Annotated in this window: 13 protein-coding genes; 9 read left to right on the forward strand and 4 right to left on the reverse strand. The window is 71.9% G+C overall.

Annotation, left to right across the window (positions count from 1 at the left end; translation table 11 throughout):
• Positions 1 to 33: 33 nt before the first annotated feature.
• A complete protein-coding gene (locus ACFVQ0_RS11220) occupies positions 34 to 1308 on the forward strand; it encodes a glycoside hydrolase family 1 protein (protein ID WP_390086723.1) in 1275 nt (424 codons plus the stop codon).
• Positions 1309 to 1312: 4 nt separating this feature from the next.
• Positions 1313 to 1891, forward strand: coding sequence for a TetR/AcrR family transcriptional regulator (locus ACFVQ0_RS11225; RefSeq protein ID WP_390086725.1), 579 nt, complete (start codon positions 1313 to 1315; stop codon positions 1889 to 1891).
• A 93-nt stretch (positions 1892 to 1984) separates the two neighbouring features.
• Here ACFVQ0_RS11225 and ACFVQ0_RS11230 read toward each other — a convergent pair whose 3' ends face one another.
• Positions 1985 to 3202: a serine hydrolase domain-containing protein gene (locus ACFVQ0_RS11230; RefSeq protein ID WP_390086727.1), complete on the reverse strand. Its 1218-nt coding sequence runs from the start codon at positions 3200 to 3202 to the stop codon at positions 1985 to 1987.
• Positions 3195 to 5519: a glycoside hydrolase family 3 C-terminal domain-containing protein gene (locus ACFVQ0_RS11235; protein WP_390086729.1), complete on the reverse strand. Its 2325-nt coding sequence runs from the start codon at positions 5517 to 5519 to the stop codon at positions 3195 to 3197. The genes ACFVQ0_RS11230 and ACFVQ0_RS11235 overlap by 8 nt, the downstream gene beginning before the upstream one ends.
• A 259-nt stretch (positions 5520 to 5778) precedes the next feature.
• On the opposite strand from ACFVQ0_RS11235, the gene ACFVQ0_RS11240 reads away from it, so the two are divergent.
• Positions 5779 to 6702: an SGNH/GDSL hydrolase family protein gene (locus ACFVQ0_RS11240; RefSeq protein WP_390086731.1), complete on the forward strand. Its 924-nt coding sequence runs from the start codon at positions 5779 to 5781 to the stop codon at positions 6700 to 6702.
• Here the strand turns inward: ACFVQ0_RS11240 and ACFVQ0_RS11245 are convergent.
• Entirely contained in the window at positions 6692 to 7345 is a 654-nt protein-coding gene (locus tag ACFVQ0_RS11245; protein WP_390086733.1) for a TetR/AcrR family transcriptional regulator, read from the reverse strand. The genes ACFVQ0_RS11240 and ACFVQ0_RS11245 overlap by 11 nt on opposite strands.
• Positions 7346 to 7603: 258 nt before the next feature.
• On the opposite strand from ACFVQ0_RS11245, the gene ACFVQ0_RS11250 reads away from it, so the two are divergent.
• From ACFVQ0_RS11250 to ACFVQ0_RS11260, 3 genes are read left to right on the forward strand one after another with little or no spacing between them, the layout of a single operon-like run.
• Positions 7604 to 8545 (forward strand): ABC transporter permease, encoded by a 942-nt coding sequence (locus tag ACFVQ0_RS11250; RefSeq protein ID WP_390086735.1) that lies wholly within the window; start codon positions 7604 to 7606, stop codon positions 8543 to 8545.
• Entirely contained in the window at positions 8542 to 10362 is a 1821-nt protein-coding gene (locus ACFVQ0_RS11255; protein WP_390086737.1) for a dipeptide/oligopeptide/nickel ABC transporter permease/ATP-binding protein, read from the forward strand. The genes ACFVQ0_RS11250 and ACFVQ0_RS11255 overlap by 4 nt, the downstream gene beginning before the upstream one ends.
• Positions 10359 to 11246, forward strand: coding sequence for an ATP-binding cassette domain-containing protein (locus tag ACFVQ0_RS11260; protein WP_390086739.1), 888 nt, complete (start codon positions 10359 to 10361; stop codon positions 11244 to 11246). The genes ACFVQ0_RS11255 and ACFVQ0_RS11260 overlap by 4 nt, the downstream gene beginning before the upstream one ends.
• Positions 11247 to 11321: 75 nt before the next feature.
• On the opposite strand, the gene ACFVQ0_RS11265 is transcribed toward ACFVQ0_RS11260, so the two are convergent.
• Positions 11322 to 13055, reverse strand: a complete 1734-nt coding sequence (locus ACFVQ0_RS11265; protein ID WP_390086741.1) for a chitinase — start codon at positions 13053 to 13055, stop codon at positions 11322 to 11324.
• 602 nt (positions 13056 to 13657) lie between these two features.
• Between ACFVQ0_RS11265 and ACFVQ0_RS11270 the strand changes: the two genes are divergently transcribed.
• The 3 genes from ACFVQ0_RS11270 to ACFVQ0_RS11280 all read left to right on the forward strand — a co-directional run bounded on the left by ACFVQ0_RS11270 (position 13658) and on the right by ACFVQ0_RS11280 (position 16633).
• Positions 13658 to 14524 (forward strand): hypothetical protein, encoded by an 867-nt coding sequence (locus ACFVQ0_RS11270; protein WP_390086743.1) that lies wholly within the window; start codon positions 13658 to 13660, stop codon positions 14522 to 14524.
• Between the two features lie 122 nt (positions 14525 to 14646).
• Positions 14647 to 15354 (forward strand): Flp pilus assembly protein CpaB, encoded by a 708-nt coding sequence (gene cpaB / locus ACFVQ0_RS11275; protein WP_390086745.1) that lies wholly within the window; start codon positions 14647 to 14649, stop codon positions 15352 to 15354.
• Positions 15355 to 15361: 7 nt separating this feature from the next.
• Complete coding sequence (locus tag ACFVQ0_RS11280; protein WP_390086747.1) at positions 15362 to 16633, forward strand: CpaE family protein; 1272 nt, start codon at positions 15362 to 15364, stop codon at positions 16631 to 16633.
• Positions 16634 to 16638: the final 5 nt, after the last annotated feature.

Here is a 16638-nt window from a genome sequence, read left to right on the forward strand (position 1 = left end):
ACCGATCAACGAACGCTTTTTAGAGGTGACTGTATGAAGCCCTCGGCCGAGTCCGAACTCGTGCTGCCGGAAAGCTTTTTGATGGGAGCCGCCACCTCTGCCCACCAGGTCGAGGGCAACAACGTGTCCAGCGACTGGTGGGCCCTGGAGAACAGCTCCGACACCTTCGTCACCGAGCCGAGCGGCGACGCCGCGGACAGCTTCCACCGCTGGCCCGAGGACATGGACCTGCTGCGGGACCTCGGCTTCAACGCCTACCGCTTCAGCATCGAATGGGCGCGCATCGAGCCCGAGCGGGGCCGGGTGTCGAAGGCGGCCGTCGCGCACTACCGCGCCATGGTGCGCGGTGCGCTCGAACGCGGGCTGACCCCTGTGGTGACCCTGCACCACTTCACCTCCCCGCGCTGGTTCGGGGAGCACGGCGGCTGGGCCGCACCGGACGCGGCGGAACTCTTCGCGGCCTACACGCGTACCGCGCTCGACGTCCTGCGCGCCGGGGTACGCCACGTGGCGACCATCAACGAGCCCAACATGGTGGCCCTGATGTACGCCATCCGGCGGCACGCCGCCGAGCACGGCTGGAGCGGGGCCGCCGGTGCGGGCGAGAACGGCGCGGCGGCCGGCGGCCTCGGTGCCGTCGAGCCCGCGGCGGACATCACCCAGTCCCTCATCCGCGCCCACCGCGCCGCGAGCACCGTCCTCAAGGCCGCAGACCTCGGCCTCCAGGTCGGCTGGACCGTGGCCAACCAGGTGTACCAGGCCGAGCCCGGGGCGCGGCGGACGGCGGACGCCTACGCCCGCCCGCGCGAGGACGTGTTCCTGGAGGCCGCGCGCGAGGACGACTGGATCGGCGTACAGGCCTACACCCGGCACCTCATCGGCCCCGGCGGACCGCTGCCCGTCCCCGAGGGGGCCGAGACCACCCTGACCGGCTGGGAGTTCTACCCGGAGGCGCTGGGCGAGGCCGTCCGGCACACCGCCCGGCTGCTGCCCGGCATCCCGATCCTCGTCACCGAGAACGGCATCGCCACCGGGGACGACGAGCGGCGCATCGCCTACACCGCACGCGCCCTCGCGAGCCTCGCGGACGCCATGCGCGACGGCATCGACGTGCGCGGCTACCTCCACTGGAGCGCGCTGGACAACTACGAATGGGGCACCTACCGGCCGACGTTCGGGCTGATCGCGGTCGATCCGCGCACCTTCGCGCGCACCCCGAAGCAGTCGGCCCACTGGCTCGGGGCCCTGGCCCGCTCCCGGCGCATACCCGGCGCCCCGGCGGGCGTACCGGCCCTCCGTCTAGGCTGACGGCATGGCAAAAAGAGGTCCTTACGAGAAGGGCGAGGCGAAGCGCGGTGAGATCCTGCACGCCGCTCTGGAGATCTTCGCCGCCGAGGGATACCGCGGCACCTCCCTCCGCAAGGTCGCGGCCCGGTGCAATCTGAGCCTCCCGGGCCTCATGCACTACTTCGACTCCAAGGAGGACCTGCTCACCCAGGTCCTGCGGGTGCGTGACGAGACGGCGCGGGAACGCCAGCGGGAGCGGGCCGGCCCGGAGGCCTACCGCGAGATCATCCGGGAGGGCGCGAGCACACCCGGTCTCGTGGAGCTGTTCGTCTCCATGTCCGCGGCGGCCAGCGATCCGGAGCACCCGGCCCACGCCCACTTCGCCGACCGCTACCCGACCCTGCGCGAGCGCGTCGCGGAGTACCTTCAGCGGCGGATGGACGAGGGCGAGATGCGTACGGACATCCCGCCGGAGCGCCTCGCGGTGCTGCTCATCGCGGTGGCGGACGGCATCCAGCTGCAGTGGCTGATCGACCGTTCGACGTCCATGGAGCAGCCGATCGACGACGTGATGGCGCTGCTGGCCCCGAGGCCGGGGGACTGACGCCGGGCCCCGGGCCCCGTGCTCGGGCCGGGCACACGGGCGGGGCGTCGCAGCGGTCATCGCCGCGACGCCCCGTCGCTCGTCACGCCCGGGTCAGCCGCCGCGCGCCGTTCCGGCCGCCTCGTGGATCGCGCGCGTCCACGGCACCCAGCGGGGATCGGGTCCGGTCCCCGTCCATGACATCTCCGTGCAGGTGTAGCCCACGGCCAGGCCGCTCCGGGGGTGGGCCATGCCCAGCCGGCCACCCGCCCCCGCGTGGCCGAAGGACCCCTCACCCAGCATCGGCAGTCCGCGGCGCGGGAGTTCGAAGCCGAGCCCGAAGCGGCTCGGGTCGGCGTCCGCGGGGCGGACCAGCGGCGCGGGCGGCGGCAGCCGGTCGGTGCGGGGCGCGCACGCCCGCTCCACCGTGAGCGGCGACAGCAGCCGTACGCCGTCGACGTGCCCGATCACGGCCGCGTAGAGCCGGGACAGCGAGCGGGCGTCGCCGATGCCGCCCGCCGCGGGGACCTCGGCGGCGCGGCCCGCTCGGGTGCCCAACGCGTCGGTGAAACGGGTCAGTTCGGTCGTCGAGGCCATCAGCGCCAGGGCGAGCGGTTCGTCCCGGGAAAGGCCGAGGGCCGCGAGCAGCGCGGTGATCGCGTCGTCCGTGCGCGACGGTGCGGGGGAGTGCTGGGGTACGAACCGGTGCTCCTCGTCCGGCGGCAGCCCGATCCACAGGCTGAGGCCCAGGGGTGCGGCGATCTCGGCCGCGAAGAACTCCCCGACCGTGCTCCCGGTGATCCGCCGGACGATCTCACCGGCCAGATGCCCGAAGGTGAGCGAGTGGTAGAGGGCGGCGGTGCCGGGCCGCCACAGCGGCCGCGATGCCGCGAGCCGCGCCGCGCACTCCTCCCGGTCCAGCAGATCGACGGTTGCCGCGTCCGCCGGGGACGCGGTGAACGAGGGCAGCCCCGCGCTGTGCGTGAGCAGATCGGCGACCGTCGTCCCTTCCTTGCCCCGGACCGCGTACTCGGGCCAGTAGCGCGCCACGGGCGCGTCCGGATCGAGCTGCCCGCGCTCGCTGAGCAGGTGGACGCAGACGGCGACCAGGCCCTTGGTCACGGACATCAGCACCCCCACGGAGTCCGGGCCGTGGGTGCGCCCGCCGTCGGGCCGCCCGGTCGTCCACGCGTCGACGACGACCCGGCCGCGGTGGTGCACGGTCAGCTGGGCCGCACCGGGGTCCGTTGCCTGCCCCCGGGCGAACGCTTCCACCACCCCCTCCCACCCGGCGGCGGCGCGCCCGTCGACGGCCGCGCCGTCCTCAGGCACCGCTGCCGTCCGCCCGCTCGTCCGCCGCGTCCCCGGCCGCCGCCACCCGGGCGGTCAGCGCCGCCACGTCCTCCGGCGTGAGGCTGCCCTGCGGGAACTCGGCGATCACATCCAGCGGGATGCCCGCAAGGAAGCGGCGCATCACCGGATCGGCCATCGCCGCCGAGCCCTGACCGCCCTCGCCGCCACCGGCGAACCGCGCCATGAGCAGCGGCCCGCCGACCGGATGCCCGAACCACTCCGCGAGGGTGTGGCGCCCGGTCAGCCTGATCCGCGAAGGGTCGCCCTGCACCGGAACGTCCACGGACAGCCTGATGTCCCGGGAGGAGGCCGCGGCCTCGAAGGTGTACGTACCGCCCTCCACATGGCGGCCGCCCTCGCGCTCGCTGTAGTGGGCGAGGTCGTCGCGGTCCACCACGACGCGGACCTCGCGGGACTCGCCCGGCTCCAGCTCCACCGCCGCGAAGCCCCGCAGTTCGCGCTCGGGGCGGGCGACCTGGCTGTCCAGCGGTCCCCGGGCGTAGATCTGGACGATCTCGCGCCCGGACCGCTTCCCGGTGTTGGCCACCCGGACCCGTACCTCGAACCGCGAACCGCCGGGGGCGGTGTCCACGGTCAGTCCGGAGTATCCGAACGTCGTGTACGACAGGCCGTGCCCGAACGGGAAGGCGACCTCGGCGCGCCGTGCGTCGTATCCCCGGTAGCCTACGAACACGCCCTCCCCGTAACGGACATGGCCCTCCTCGCCGGGGAAGGACAGATACGAGGGGGAGTCCTCAAGGCGCAGCGGAATCGTCTCGGCGAGCCGGCCCGAGGGATTGACCGCGCCGAACAGCACCCGTGCCAGCGCACTGCCGCCGGCCTGTCCGAGGAGCCACCCCTCGACGACGGCGGGGGCCAGCTCCTGCCAGGGCGCGGTGCGGACCACACCGCCGTTGGACAGGACCACCACGACCCTCGGGTTGACTGCGGCGATCCGCTCCAGGAGCCGGAGCTGAGCGGGCGGCAGATCGATGTGGTCGCGGTCGAAGCCCTCGGACTCGTCCTGCGCGGCCAGGCCGAGGAAGAGCAGCACCGTGTCGCTGGAGGCGGCGAGCCGCTCCGCCTCCTCGGTGAGCGAGGCCTCGTCCCGCTCCGGTTCGCCGCCCGGCAGCGCGTAACCGGCGGCGAACTCGACCCGTGTCCCCCCGGCCGCCTCCCGCAGGCCGTCCAGCGGGACGTCCAGCCGGGTCGGGGTCACCTGGGAGCTGCCCGCGCCCTGGTAGCGGGGGGTGCGGGCGAGTTCGCCGATGACGGCGACGCTGCCGGTCCGCGGGTCCAGCGGCAGCAGCTCCGCGTCGTTCTTGAGCAGCACCACACACCGTTCCGCCGCTTCCCGCGCCAGCCGGTGATGGGCCTCGTGGGGCGGCGCCCCGCCATCGGTCCGGGCGGCGGCGGTGGCCCGGTGGGCGAAGCGGGTGAGCCGCTCCACCGCGAGGTCGAGGACCGCGACGTCGAGTTCGCCGCGTTCGACGGCGGCGACGACCTCGGCGTCGGTCCGCCCGCCGGTGGCGGGCATCTGCAGGTCCAGTCCGGCGCGCAGGGCGGCGACGCGGTCGCGGACCGCGCCCCAGTCGGACATCACGATGCCGTCGAAGCCCCACTCGGTGCGCAGGATGTCGGTGAGGAGCCGGTGGTTCTCGCTGACCGGCACACCGTTGACGGCGTTGTAGGAGGCCATCACGGACCAGGGGCGGTCGCGGCGGACGATGCGTTCGAAGGCGCGGAGGTAGATCTCGCGCAGCGGGCGCTCGTCGATGTCGGCGCTGACCCGCATCCGGTCGGTCTCCTGGTTGTTCGCCGCGTAGTGCTTCAACGCGGCGCCCACCCCGGCCTCCTGGAGCCCGCGCACCATGGCGCCGCCCAGCTCGGCGGTCAGGTGCGGGTCCTCGGAGAAGTACTCGAAGTTCCGCCCGCACAGCGGCGACCGCTTGATGTTGATGCCAGGTCCCAGCAGTACGTGGACGCCGTGCGCGCGGGCCTCGGCGGCGAGGGCGCCGCCCACCCGCTCGGTGAGCGCGGGATCCCAGCTGCTGCCGAGCGCCACGGCCGGCGGGAAGCAGGTGGCGGGGGCGGCGCTGTGCAGATCGAGCTGGCCGCCGTCGCCGCTCTCCTTGGGCAGCCGCAGGCCGTGCGGCCCGTCGGACACCGATACGGCCGGTACGCCCGCGGCCGCCTCGGTCACGAAGTCCCCCGCCCCGCTGGTCAGCGACGCCTTCTCGGCGAGGGTCGGGCCGGGGGACGAGGCGGCGGCTGGGGAGTGGTTCTGCTGGGTCATACGGCCTGCCCGTTCACGGTTTCGAGGTGGCTGGAAGCATCGGTACACAAAAAACGTAAGTTGATCGGTTTTCGCTGTCAAGGTACCCGGGGTCGCGGTCGGCGGGGTTGCGGCTGTCGGTGTCCGGAGTCTTGACGACTAAAACCGATCGCCATACGGTTTTCGGATTCCGGGGCGCCGCCCCGCAGAGGCCCGGACCTCCGGGCCCGTGACGAGAAGAGGTACGGCAATGCCGCTGCACCGTTCTTTGCCCCGGTCCGTGAGGCAGGCCGTCCGCCGGGCCCGCCCGGTCCGCCGGTCCGCCGCGGGGGCGGGGGCCGTACTGGCCGTCGCCGGGCTGCTCGGCATGGCGGCCGCCGGTCCCGCGGCGGCGCACCCGGGCGACCGCGCGCTGTCCGCCCGTACCGCCTCGGTGGCCCCCGCGCCCCGGTACGTGGCGCTCGGCGACTCCTACAGCTCCGGCCTCGGCATCCCAGAGGAGACGGACCTGAACTGCGGGCGCTCCAGCCGGAACTACCCGTCCCTGGTCGCCGGGGCGATCCACGCGGCCCAGGTCACCGACGTGACCTGCGCGGGAGCCGACACCACGCATATGACCGGGCGACAGGGGTCCGCCCCCGCCCAGCTGGACGCCCTGCGGCCGGACACGACGCTGGTCACCCTGGGCATCGGCGGCAACGACCTCGACCTGACGGGCCTGCTCACCCGCTGCGTCCTGGTCGCCTACCTGGCACCCGACGGGGCCCCGTGCAGGACCAGCTTCACCCTGTTCGGTACGGACGAGGTCCGCTCCCGGATCAACGCCACCGGACCGAAGATCGAGGCGGTCCTCAAGGAGATCCACACCCGCTCCCCACGGGCCGAGGTGTTCCTGGTCGGCTACCCGGCGATCTTCCCCGAGGACGGCTCGGCCTGCCGCGACCTGATCCCGCTGGCGACCGGCGACTTCCCGTGGATACGGGACAAGACCAAGCAGCTCAACTCCATGCTCGCCGAGCAGGCGGCCGTCTACGGCGCCACCTACGTCGACGCCTACAAGCCGTCGGTGGGCCACGACGCCTGCGCGGCGGACGGGGTGCGGTACATCGAGCCCAAGGAGACCGAAAGCGCCGCCGGTTTCCACCCCAACGCCGCCGGGCACCGGAGCACCGCCGCCGCGGTCCTCGCGGCGATCAGTCGCTGACCGGGTCCGGACCCGGCCCCGACGGGGCGGCTCCGGCGGTGGGCAGTCCGCACCGGGCGAGGAAGTCACGTACCAGCTCCTCCATCAGGACCGCGTCCGGCTCCAGCAGCCACTGGACCTGCAACCCGTCCAGCAGGGCCAGCAACTGCTGGGCGGTGCGGGACGGATCGGCCCGCACCGGCGGTTCCGCGGCATCGAACAGGGCGGCCAGCAAGGCGGCGACCTCGGTGCGCAGCCGCGCGTACCGCCGCACGAAGTAGTCGTGGGCCGGATGGCCGGGCTCCGAGGCCTCGGCCGAGAGCCTCGCGTACAGGGAGACGAGACCGGGGGTGCCGCTGTTGCGCACGATCACACCGATGAGGCGGCGCAGCCGCTCGCCGGGCGGCGGCTCCGGCGCCTCCGGATCGAGCAGGCGGGGAAAGAGCCGTGCCGCGTCGTTGCGGTCGCGCAGGCTGAGCACCTCCAGCAGGAGGGCCTCCTTGCCGGAGAAGTGGTGGAGCACTCCCGCGTGGGTGAGCCCCGCGTGCGTGGCGATCTCGCGCAGGGAGACGGCGGTGAAGCCGTGACGGGAGAACAGTTCGGTCGCGGAGTCGAGGATGCGGGCGCGGGTGCGCTCGCCCTTCGTCCGGGGCTCCTGGCTCAACGGGCTTCCCTCCGGGGGCGGTCGGGCCGGGTGCGCTTTCGGCCCCGGTCCGGACTGCCCTGAACTTACCAGGTGGTAAATTCCTGCGAGCGAAACCTACCAACTGGTTAATTCTGCGGGTAGGGTCGCCCCAGTCCCCCGGCCGCCGAAGCGGCGCGGGGCCTCCCACGCGCCGAGCACGGCCCCGCCGAACGCGGGCCCCGGCCGGACGCGCATCACCCCGGCCGATCCGGCCGCCGGTCACGGATACCGAGACTCATGCTGATCTTCATCGCCCGCAGAATCGCCGCCGGAGTCCTGCTCCTGGTCGTCATCTCCCTGCTCTCCTACCTGCTGCTGTCGATCCCCGGCACGGACGTGGGCCGCCAACTCCTCGGCCAGGGCGCGTCGCAGAGCGCCATCGACGCGAAGAACGCCTCGCTCGGCCTGGACCGCCCCGTGATCGCGCAGTACACCGACTGGCTCTCCCACGCGGTACGCGGCGACTTCGGCACCTCCTGGTTCACCAGCGAGGACGTCACCCAGGCCATCGCCAACCGGCTGCCCGTCACGGTCAGCCTGATGCTCGGCGTCACCCTCGTCACCGCCGTCGTCTCCTTCCTGCTCGGCGTCTGGGCGGGCGTGCGGCGCGGTGCCGTCGACCGGGTGGTGCAGGTCCTCGGCGTCGTCGGATACGCCCTGCCCGGCTTCCTGGTCACGCTGGTGCTGGTCCTCGTCTTCGCCGTCCGGCTGAACTGGTTCCCCGCCATCGGGTACGTCCCGTTCACCGAGTCACCCGGCGACTGGCTCTCGACCATCACCCTGCCGGTGCTCGCCCTGTCGGTGGCCTCCGTCGCCGGGGTCTCCCAGCAGGTGCGCGGCGCCGTCGTCGACGTGCTGCGCCAGGACTACGTACGCACCCTGCGGGCCCGCGGCCTGCCGGCCTCCCGCATCGTGCTCAGGCACGTACTGCGCAACGCCTCCGCACCCGCGCTCTCCGTACTCGGCATGCAGTTCGTCGGGCTGCTCGGCGGCGCGGTGCTGGTCGAGCAGATCTTCGCGCTCCCCGGCATCGGCGGCATGACCGTCACCTACACCACCCGCGGCGACATCCCCGTGATCATGGCGCTCGTCATGCTCACCGTGGTCGGCGTCGTCCTGATCAACCTCCTGGTCGACATCCTGATCGGCTGGCTCAACCCGAAGGCGAGGGTCGCATGAGCGACAACCTCCCCGCCGCCCCGGCCACGCCCGCGGCGGCCCGTCCGGGCCCCGCCCGCAGCCCCCGCGGCATCCCGCGCCGCCTGCTGCGCAACCCCCTGGGCGCGGTCTCCCTCACCGTCCTGCTGCTCCTGGTGGCGGCCGTCCTGCTGGCCCCGCTGCTCGCCCCCCAGGACCCGGGCGTCTCCTCGCTCGGCGACGCCTTCGCGGGCCCCAGCGCCGGTCACCCGCTCGGCATGGACTCGGCGGGCCGCGACATCCTCTCCCGCATCCTGTACGGCGGACGCAACACCTTCGGCGGCGCGCTCATCGCCCTGGCCATCGCCCTGCTCCTCGGCGTGCCGTCGGGGCTGCTCGCGGGGTACCGCGGCGGGCGGTTCGACGCCGTCGCGGGCTGGGCCGTCAACCTCGTCATGGCGCTTCCCGCCATGGTCGTCCTGCTGGCGTCCCGCGCCATCCTCGGCCCCAACGTCTGGGTCCTGATGGTGGTGCTCGGCGTCCTGGTCGCGCCGAGCTTCTTCCGCCTGGTGCGCGGCATCGTCGCCAACGTCCGCGGCGAGCTGTACGTCGACGCCGCGAAGGTCTCCGGCCTCTCCGACATCCGCATCGTCGCCCGCCACGTGCTGATCGTGGTGCGCGGCCCCATCATCATCCAGGTCGCGCTCGTCGCGGGGCTCGCCATCGGGCTGCAGGCCGGGCTCGAATTCCTGGGCGTCGGCAGCGGATCCGCCGCGACCTGGGGCGCCATGCTCAACGAGGCGTTCCAGAACATCCAGCGCGAACCGGAGCTGCTGCTCTGGCCCGGCCTCGCGCTGGGCCTGACCAACGGCGCGCTGGTGCTCCTGGCGACGGCCCTGCGCGATGTGCTGGAGGACCGTACCGGCGAACCCGCGAGGCGCCGCACACCCGGCAAGCGGCGCGATCCGGCCGCACCCGCGCCCGTCGCCGCCCCGGACCCGGCCGCCGGTGCGGACGACCGCGCACCGCTGCTCTCGATCCGGGGCCTCGCCGTGGCGTACGGCCGTCCGGACGGCACGGAGAAGGAGGTCGTGCACGGCATCGACCTCGACGTCCGGCCCGGCGAGATCGTCGGCCTCGTCGGTGAGTCGGGCTCCGGGAAGACCCAGACCGCGTTCTCCGTACTCGGCATCCTCCCCGAGGGCGGCCGGATCAGCCGGGGCAGCGTCCTGGTGGCCGGCCAGGAGGTCGCCGGACTGCCCGAACGCGCACACCGGGCGCTGCGCGGACGCACGGTGGCCTACATCCCGCAGGAACCCATGAGCAACCTGGACCCCGCCTTCACCATCGGCAGCCAGCTCACCGAACCGATGCGTTACGTCCTCGGCATCCCGCGCGCCGAGGCCGCCCGCCGCGCCGTCGACCTGCTGCGGCTCGTGGAGATCCCCGAACCCGAGCAGGTCATGCGCCGCTACCCGCACGAGATATCCGGCGGCATGGCGCAGCGCGTACTCATCGCCGGGGCGATGTCCTGCGACCCGGAACTCCTGGTGGCCGACGAACCCACCACCGCCCTGGACGTGCGCGTGCAGGCCGAGGTACTCGACCTGCTGCGCCGGTTGCAGCGGGAGCGCGGCCTCGGAGTCCTCCTGGTCACCCACAACCTCGGCGTCGTCGCCGACGTCTGCGACCGGGTCACCGTGATGAACGCGGGCCGCATCGTGGAGACCGGCGACACCGAACAGGTCCTGCACGCCCCCCGCGACCCCTATACCCGCACACTGCTCGACGCCGTGCTCGACGACGCCCCCGCACGGGCACCCTGGCAGCCCCGAGACGCGAGGAGCACCCCGGCATGACCACCGCCGCAACTGCCGTACATCCCCCAGAGGCGGACGGGGACGCCCTGCTGAACGTGCGGGACCTGCGCGTCTCGTTCCCCGGCAAGGGCCGCCGCGCCCCGCGCACCGAGGTGCTCAAGGGCGTCGGCCTCACCGTCCGGCCCGGCGAGACCCTGGGCCTGGTCGGTGAGTCGGGCTCGGGCAAGACCACGATCGGCCGGGCCGTCCTCGGACTCGTCCCCGTCCGGTCGGGCAGCGTCACCTTCGACGGCGAACGCATCGACACCGCGGGCCGGGCCCGCCGCCGTGCCCTCAGCCGCGACCTCCAGGTCATCTTCCAGGACCCGTACACCTCCCTGAACCCCTCCCTGACCGTCGGTGACACGCTGGCCGAGCCGCTGATCGGCCAGGGCGTCGACGCCCGGGAGGCCCGCGGGCGGGTCGGGGAGCTGCTGGACCGGGTCCAGCTGCCCCCGGACGCGGCGCGGCGCCTGCCCCGGGAGTTCTCCGGCGGCCAGCGCCAGCGGGTGGCGATCGCCCGTGCCCTGGCGCTCCGGCCGCGACTGGTCGTCTGCGACGAGCCGGTCTCCGCCCTGGACCTGACGACGCAGCGCACGGTCCTCGAACTCCTGCTGGAGATCCAGGAGGAGACCGGAGTCTCGTACCTCTTCGTCTCCCACGACCTGTCCGTGGTCCGCTTCATGAGCCACCGGGTCTCCGTGATCCACCGGGGCGAGATCGTGGAGACGGGGGACGCCGACCGGATCACCCGGTCGCCCGACCACCCGTACACCCGGACCCTGCTCCTGTCCGCGCCGGTCACCGACGTCGCGGAACAGCGCAGACGCCGCGAACTGCGCGGCGGCGCGGCGGCGCGGGGCACGGCTCACACGTCCGGCTGACGCAGCAGCGCCGCCGGGGGAGCGGCGGCGCTGCTGGTCATGGACGCGGGTCCCGTGGTGCGGGACCGCGGGAGGTTACGGGAGGCCGTGCACGTGCGGGCCGACCGCGTTGGACCAGGCGTTGCCCGACTTGGCGTCCCAGTTGGTCGACCAGGTCATCGCGCCGCGCACACCGGGGTAGGTCTTCGACGGCTTGAAGCTGCCGCAGCCGGTGCCCTTGGCGAGGCAGTCCAGCGCCGCGTTCACGACCGAGGGGGCGACGTAGCCGCTGCCCGCGCCGCTGGTGGAGGCGGGGACACCGAGGCCGACCTGCGAGGGGTCGAGGCCGCCCTCCAGCTGGATGCAGGCGAGCGCGGTGAGGAAGTCCACCGAACCCTGCGAGTAGACCTTGCCGTCGCAGCCGAGCATCGAACCGCTGTTGTAGTACTGCATGTTGACGACGGTGAGGATGTCCTTGATGCCGAGCGCCGTCTTGAAGTACTCACCCGAGGTGGACTGCATGTCGATGGTCTGCGGGGCCATCGTGATGACGAGACCGGAGCCCGCCTTCTGCGACAGCGAGCGCAGCGCCTTCGTCATGTACGTGGAGTTGAGGCCGTTCTCCAGGTCGATGTCGACGCCGTTGAAGCCGTACTCCTGGATGAGGGAGTAGAGCGAGTTGGCGAAGTTGGTGGCGGAGGCGTCGCTGTTGACCGAGACGGACCCCTTCTCACCGCCGACCGAGATGATGACGTTCTTGCCGGCCGCCTGCTTCGCCTTGATGTCGGCCTTGAACTGGTCGACGGTGTAGCCGTTCAGGCCCGCCGAGTCCAGGTTGAAGGTGACGGCACCGGGCGTGGCCGTGGCGTCGGCGAAGGAGACCGCGATGATGTCGTAGTTCGCGGGCACGTCGCTGAGCTTCTGCACGGTCGCGCCGTTGTTGAAGTTCTGCCAGTAGCCGGTGACGGCGTGCTTGGGCACGGAGGTGGACGGGACACCCGGGTCGGTGCCGCCGCCGACGGCCGTACGGCCGCTGACCGAAGCCGACTTGACGGACTCACCGGCCGCGTTGGTGGCGGTCACCGTGAACTGGTACGCGGTGTTGGCCGTGAGCCCGGTGACGGTGGCCGAGTTGCCGGTGGTGGTGGTGGCCTTCGCGCCGTCCTTGTAGACGGTGTAGCCGGTCGCGCCGGACACCGCGTTCCAGGACAGCGAGACGGAGGAGGCCGTGGTCGTGCCGACCGCGAGACCGGCCGGGGCGGCGGGGATCGTCGGGCCGGGGTCGGTGCCGCCGCCGCCGTCGGGGCCGCTCACCGATAGGTCGTCGACGAAGTAGGCGGACTGGCCGTACCAGCCGTGCGTGTACACGGTGACCGAGGTGGTGTTCGCCCCGGTCTTGAAGCTGGTCGAGAGCTGGGACCAGCTGCTGGAGCCGGGCGTCCAGGTGGAGACGTCGGTGGTGCCGGTGCCGCTGACGCCCAGGTAGGCGTAGCCGCCCTGGACCCAGGAGCTGAGCGCGTACGTCGAGTTGGGCTTCACCGCGACGGTCTGGGTGCACTGGGCGTTGTCCTGGCCGGCCGGGGTGGCCTTGAGGGCGGAGGTGCCGCCGTGCACGGGGGACGAGACGATGGCACCGGAGCCGCCGGAACAGGTCCAGTTGGCGAGGCCCGACTCGAAGCCCGCGTTCTTGGCCACGTTGACGTCGGCGGCCTGCGCGGTGCTGACGAGGCCGGTGACGGTCAGGGCGCCGGCCGCGACGACGGCCACGGTGGCACCCAGCGCCTGACGGGTACGGCGCCCTCTTCTGCTGGTGACGGGGGAACGTTCCACTTGCTGCCTCCGTGGGGGAGTTGGGGATGGCGGGGGAGCGACACGGGGATGTCGGGGGTGTGGAATCGAGGAACGGTGGCCACCGCTGGCCGATAAACTGGTCCAGACCAATCAAGTTGTCAAGACCTCTGGCAGCGAAGGCTGTCGGAGGCGGTGCGGCGACGGCTGCCCGCGCACGACGTCCAGCCGTGGATGGCAATCAGCCGCCCGGCGTGCGCCCCCCTCACGGGTGATGTGAGCCGCGGGGCCGGACAGTGACGGTTCCTGTCGCGTTCTCTATGGCGAGGACATGTCAAGATCCACATTGACGTGCGCAAATGAATTCCAGCGGTACGGAAATGGGAATGCCTGACAGTAACCCTCCGCAGTGGTACGGAAGTTAACAAGCTTCGGTTTGGTCCGATTTCGTACGGGAGTGTTGTGCCGCTGGTGGAAGAGTGGTGCTGTTGTCGCCTTCCTTTGGGTGTTTCTGCCGTGTGGGACACGGTTAAAGTGCTGGAGAAGGGGCTGAGGCGGAAGCGCGGAGCAACAGCGATTGCGGCCGACGTCAAGGCGACGCCGACCGGAGCCGAACGGGGAACAGCGTGCCGACCGCAATAGCAGTGACCAGCACCGACCTGGTCCTGCCGCCGACCGACCAGCAGACGCCGACGGCGGCCCTGCTCCAGTCGCCCGACGACCAGGCGATGGATCTGGCGATCGGCGACATGCACATGATGCTGGAGCGGCACGGGTACGTAATCGCTGTGTACCCGACAGGAATCGCGCTCGCTCACGAACAGCGGCTGCACGCCGTCCGCTCGGTGCTGGAGAGCGACCGCATCGCGCTGCTCAAGGTGGATCTGCCGCCGCTGGGCGTGGCCGTGCTGGCCAGGCAGTTACGGCAGCTGTCCGTCTGCGACTTCAGCCCTGGAGTGATCGCCTCCTCCGTGCGGCTTCTGTCCCACTACATCCACGCGGGCGCCCTGCTGAATTCGGTGACCAGGTTCGACCGCGTCCCCGTCAGTCTGAAGACCCACGCCCATTCCTGGGTGCCCGGATCCCAGTTCGCCGTACTGGCCGGGCCTAATCCGCAGCTCGTCAAGGTCGGCCCGTCGGCGGAGCCGCTGGCGGGGCCACAGTTCGACACCCATCTTCAGGTCGCCCAGGGGCAGTTGCAGTCCGATTGGGTACGGCAGACCCTGGCGCCCGCCTGGAAGGTGCAGGCGATTCAGGACGCAAAGCTGCCCGCTCAATCCCCCCGGTGGTGGGGAACCGGGAAGCTGATCGAATTTGCCGCCTACCTTCCCGATATCTCCGTCCTGTATCAACTCGTGTCCTCAGTAAGGCGCGTGACATGTCACTGGTGCGGAATGGAGCTGATCGGTGATCGCTGCGGTTTCTGTTCCTCGCCCCTTCCCGCCACCGAGACCCGAATGCCCGTGTCCGGCGTCATGAACCAAGGGGCGCCCGCACCGCCGCGGCCGTAGCGAACCGCGGAATCCTCCTCCGCGGCTCCCCTCGCGGTCCGGACGCCCACCGCGTGCCGCGCACCCGCTCCCTTCCCCCGTCAGCCCCCCACACATCCGACCCGAACGAGGTTGTCCGGCCCATGAACTCCCGACAGCGCCGTGGCGTGATACTCCTGCTGCTCTCGGTCCTGTGCGCCTTCGGCGCCTTCGCCGGTGTGCTCTCGGTGATCAGTGACGTGAACTCGAAGGTCGGACCCGAGGTCTCGGCCTACCGGCTGAAGAGCGACATCCCTCCCTTCACCGGCCTGACCCCGGACAGGTTCGAGAAGGTGTCGATGCCCAAGCGGTGGCTCTCGGCCAACGCGGTCACCGACCTCTCGGACGTCAGCGGCAAGATCGCCCTGACCACGCTCAAGAAGGGCTCGCTCCTCCAGTCCGACATGATGCAGGCGCGGCCCGCCCTGAAACCCGGTGAGCAGGAGATCGCCATCATGATCGACGCGGCCACCGGGGTGGCCGGGAAGATCACCTCCGGCGCCACGGTCAACGTCTACGCCACCTTCGCCGGCGAGCGCGAGGGCGAACCGGCCCAGTCCAAGGTCATCGTCTCCAACGCCAAGGTCCTGGACGTGGGCAAGCTGACCCCGCTGGACCCCAGCCGCGACGGCAAGGGCAGCCAGGCCACGGAGGCGGTGCCGATCACCTTCGCGTTGAACACCCTGGACACCCAGCGCATCGCGTACGCGGAATCGTTCGCGCAGCACGTACGCCTCGCACTCATCGCACCCGGCAGCGACAGCACCATCCGTCCGGGCGACCGCACGTACACGCTCGACAAGGACAAGTGAGGATCGGATGACCACGAGGATCCTCCCGGCCGTCGGCGAAGCCGACGCGGCCAGATCCGTCACCACCCTGCTCAGCCAGCTCCCCGACGCGGAACCGGCCGCGCCGGTCGGTGACTCGACCCAGCTCATCGACACCCTCGCCCGCCTCGCCGGGGAATCGCTCGACGAGCTGCCCGAGGTGGTTCTGGTCCACGAGCGGATCGGACCGGTGCCGGCCCTGGAGCTGATCCGGGAGGTGTCCCTGCGCTTCCCCGCCGTCGGGGTGGTGCTCATCACCGCCGACGCGAGCCCCAGCCTGTTCTCCGCCGCGATGGACTCAGGGGCGCGCGGTCTGGCCACCCTGCCGCTGGGCTACGAGGAACTGATCAACCGGGTCCAGTCCGCCGCCCAGTGGTCCGTCGGCGTACGCCGGCACCTCGGCGCGGGCGGCGACGTCTTCACCGGACCCGGCGGCACCGTCGTGACGGTCAGCGGCGCCAAGGGCGGAGTGGGGACCACCGTCACGGCGGTGCAGCTCGCCCTCGCCGCCCAGGCCTCCGGACGGACCGTCGCGCTGGTCGACATGGACCTCCAGTCCGGGGACATCGCCTCGTACCTGGACGTCCAGTTCCGCCGTTCCATCGTCGACCTGGCCGCGATCAGCGACATCTCCCCGCGCGTCCTGTCCGACGCGGTGTTCAGCCACAGCACCGGGATCGCGCTGCTCCTCGCCCCCGGTGAGGGGGAGCGCGGCGAGGAGGTCAGCGACCGTGCGGCCCGGCAGATCGTCAGCGCGCTGCGCTCGCGGTACGAGATCCTGATCATCGACTGCGGCGCCCAGATGAGCGGTGCCAACGCCGCCGCCATCGAGATGGCCGACACCGCCCTGCTGGTCACCACCCCGGACGTGGTCGCGGTACGCGGTGCGAAGCGCATCGTACGGATGTGGGACCGGCTCCAGATCCGCAAGGCGGAGGAGACCACGACGGTCGTCAACCGGTTCAACCGGAACACCGAGATCCAGCCGGCGCTGATCCAGAAGATCACCGGGACCCGGCTGGCCGGAACGCCGATTCCCGCGAATTTCAAGGAACTCCAGAGTGCCGTCGACGCCGGACGGATGCATGAACTCGACCAGAAGAGCGTGGTGAAACAGGCGCTCTGGGCGCTGGCGGGAGAGCTGGGCCTGGTGAAGCTCCCCGCCGCCCAGGCGGGCCGGGAGAAGTACCGGGGCGACCGTGGCTCGATCGGCCGTCCGCGCAGGCGGGGCGAGATCGCCGGCCGTGGCAGAACCGACTGAGGGGC

This window comes from Streptomyces sp. NPDC057900 (genome assembly GCF_042887885.1).
Taxonomy (GTDB): Bacteria; Actinomycetota; Actinomycetes; order Streptomycetales; family Streptomycetaceae; genus Streptomyces.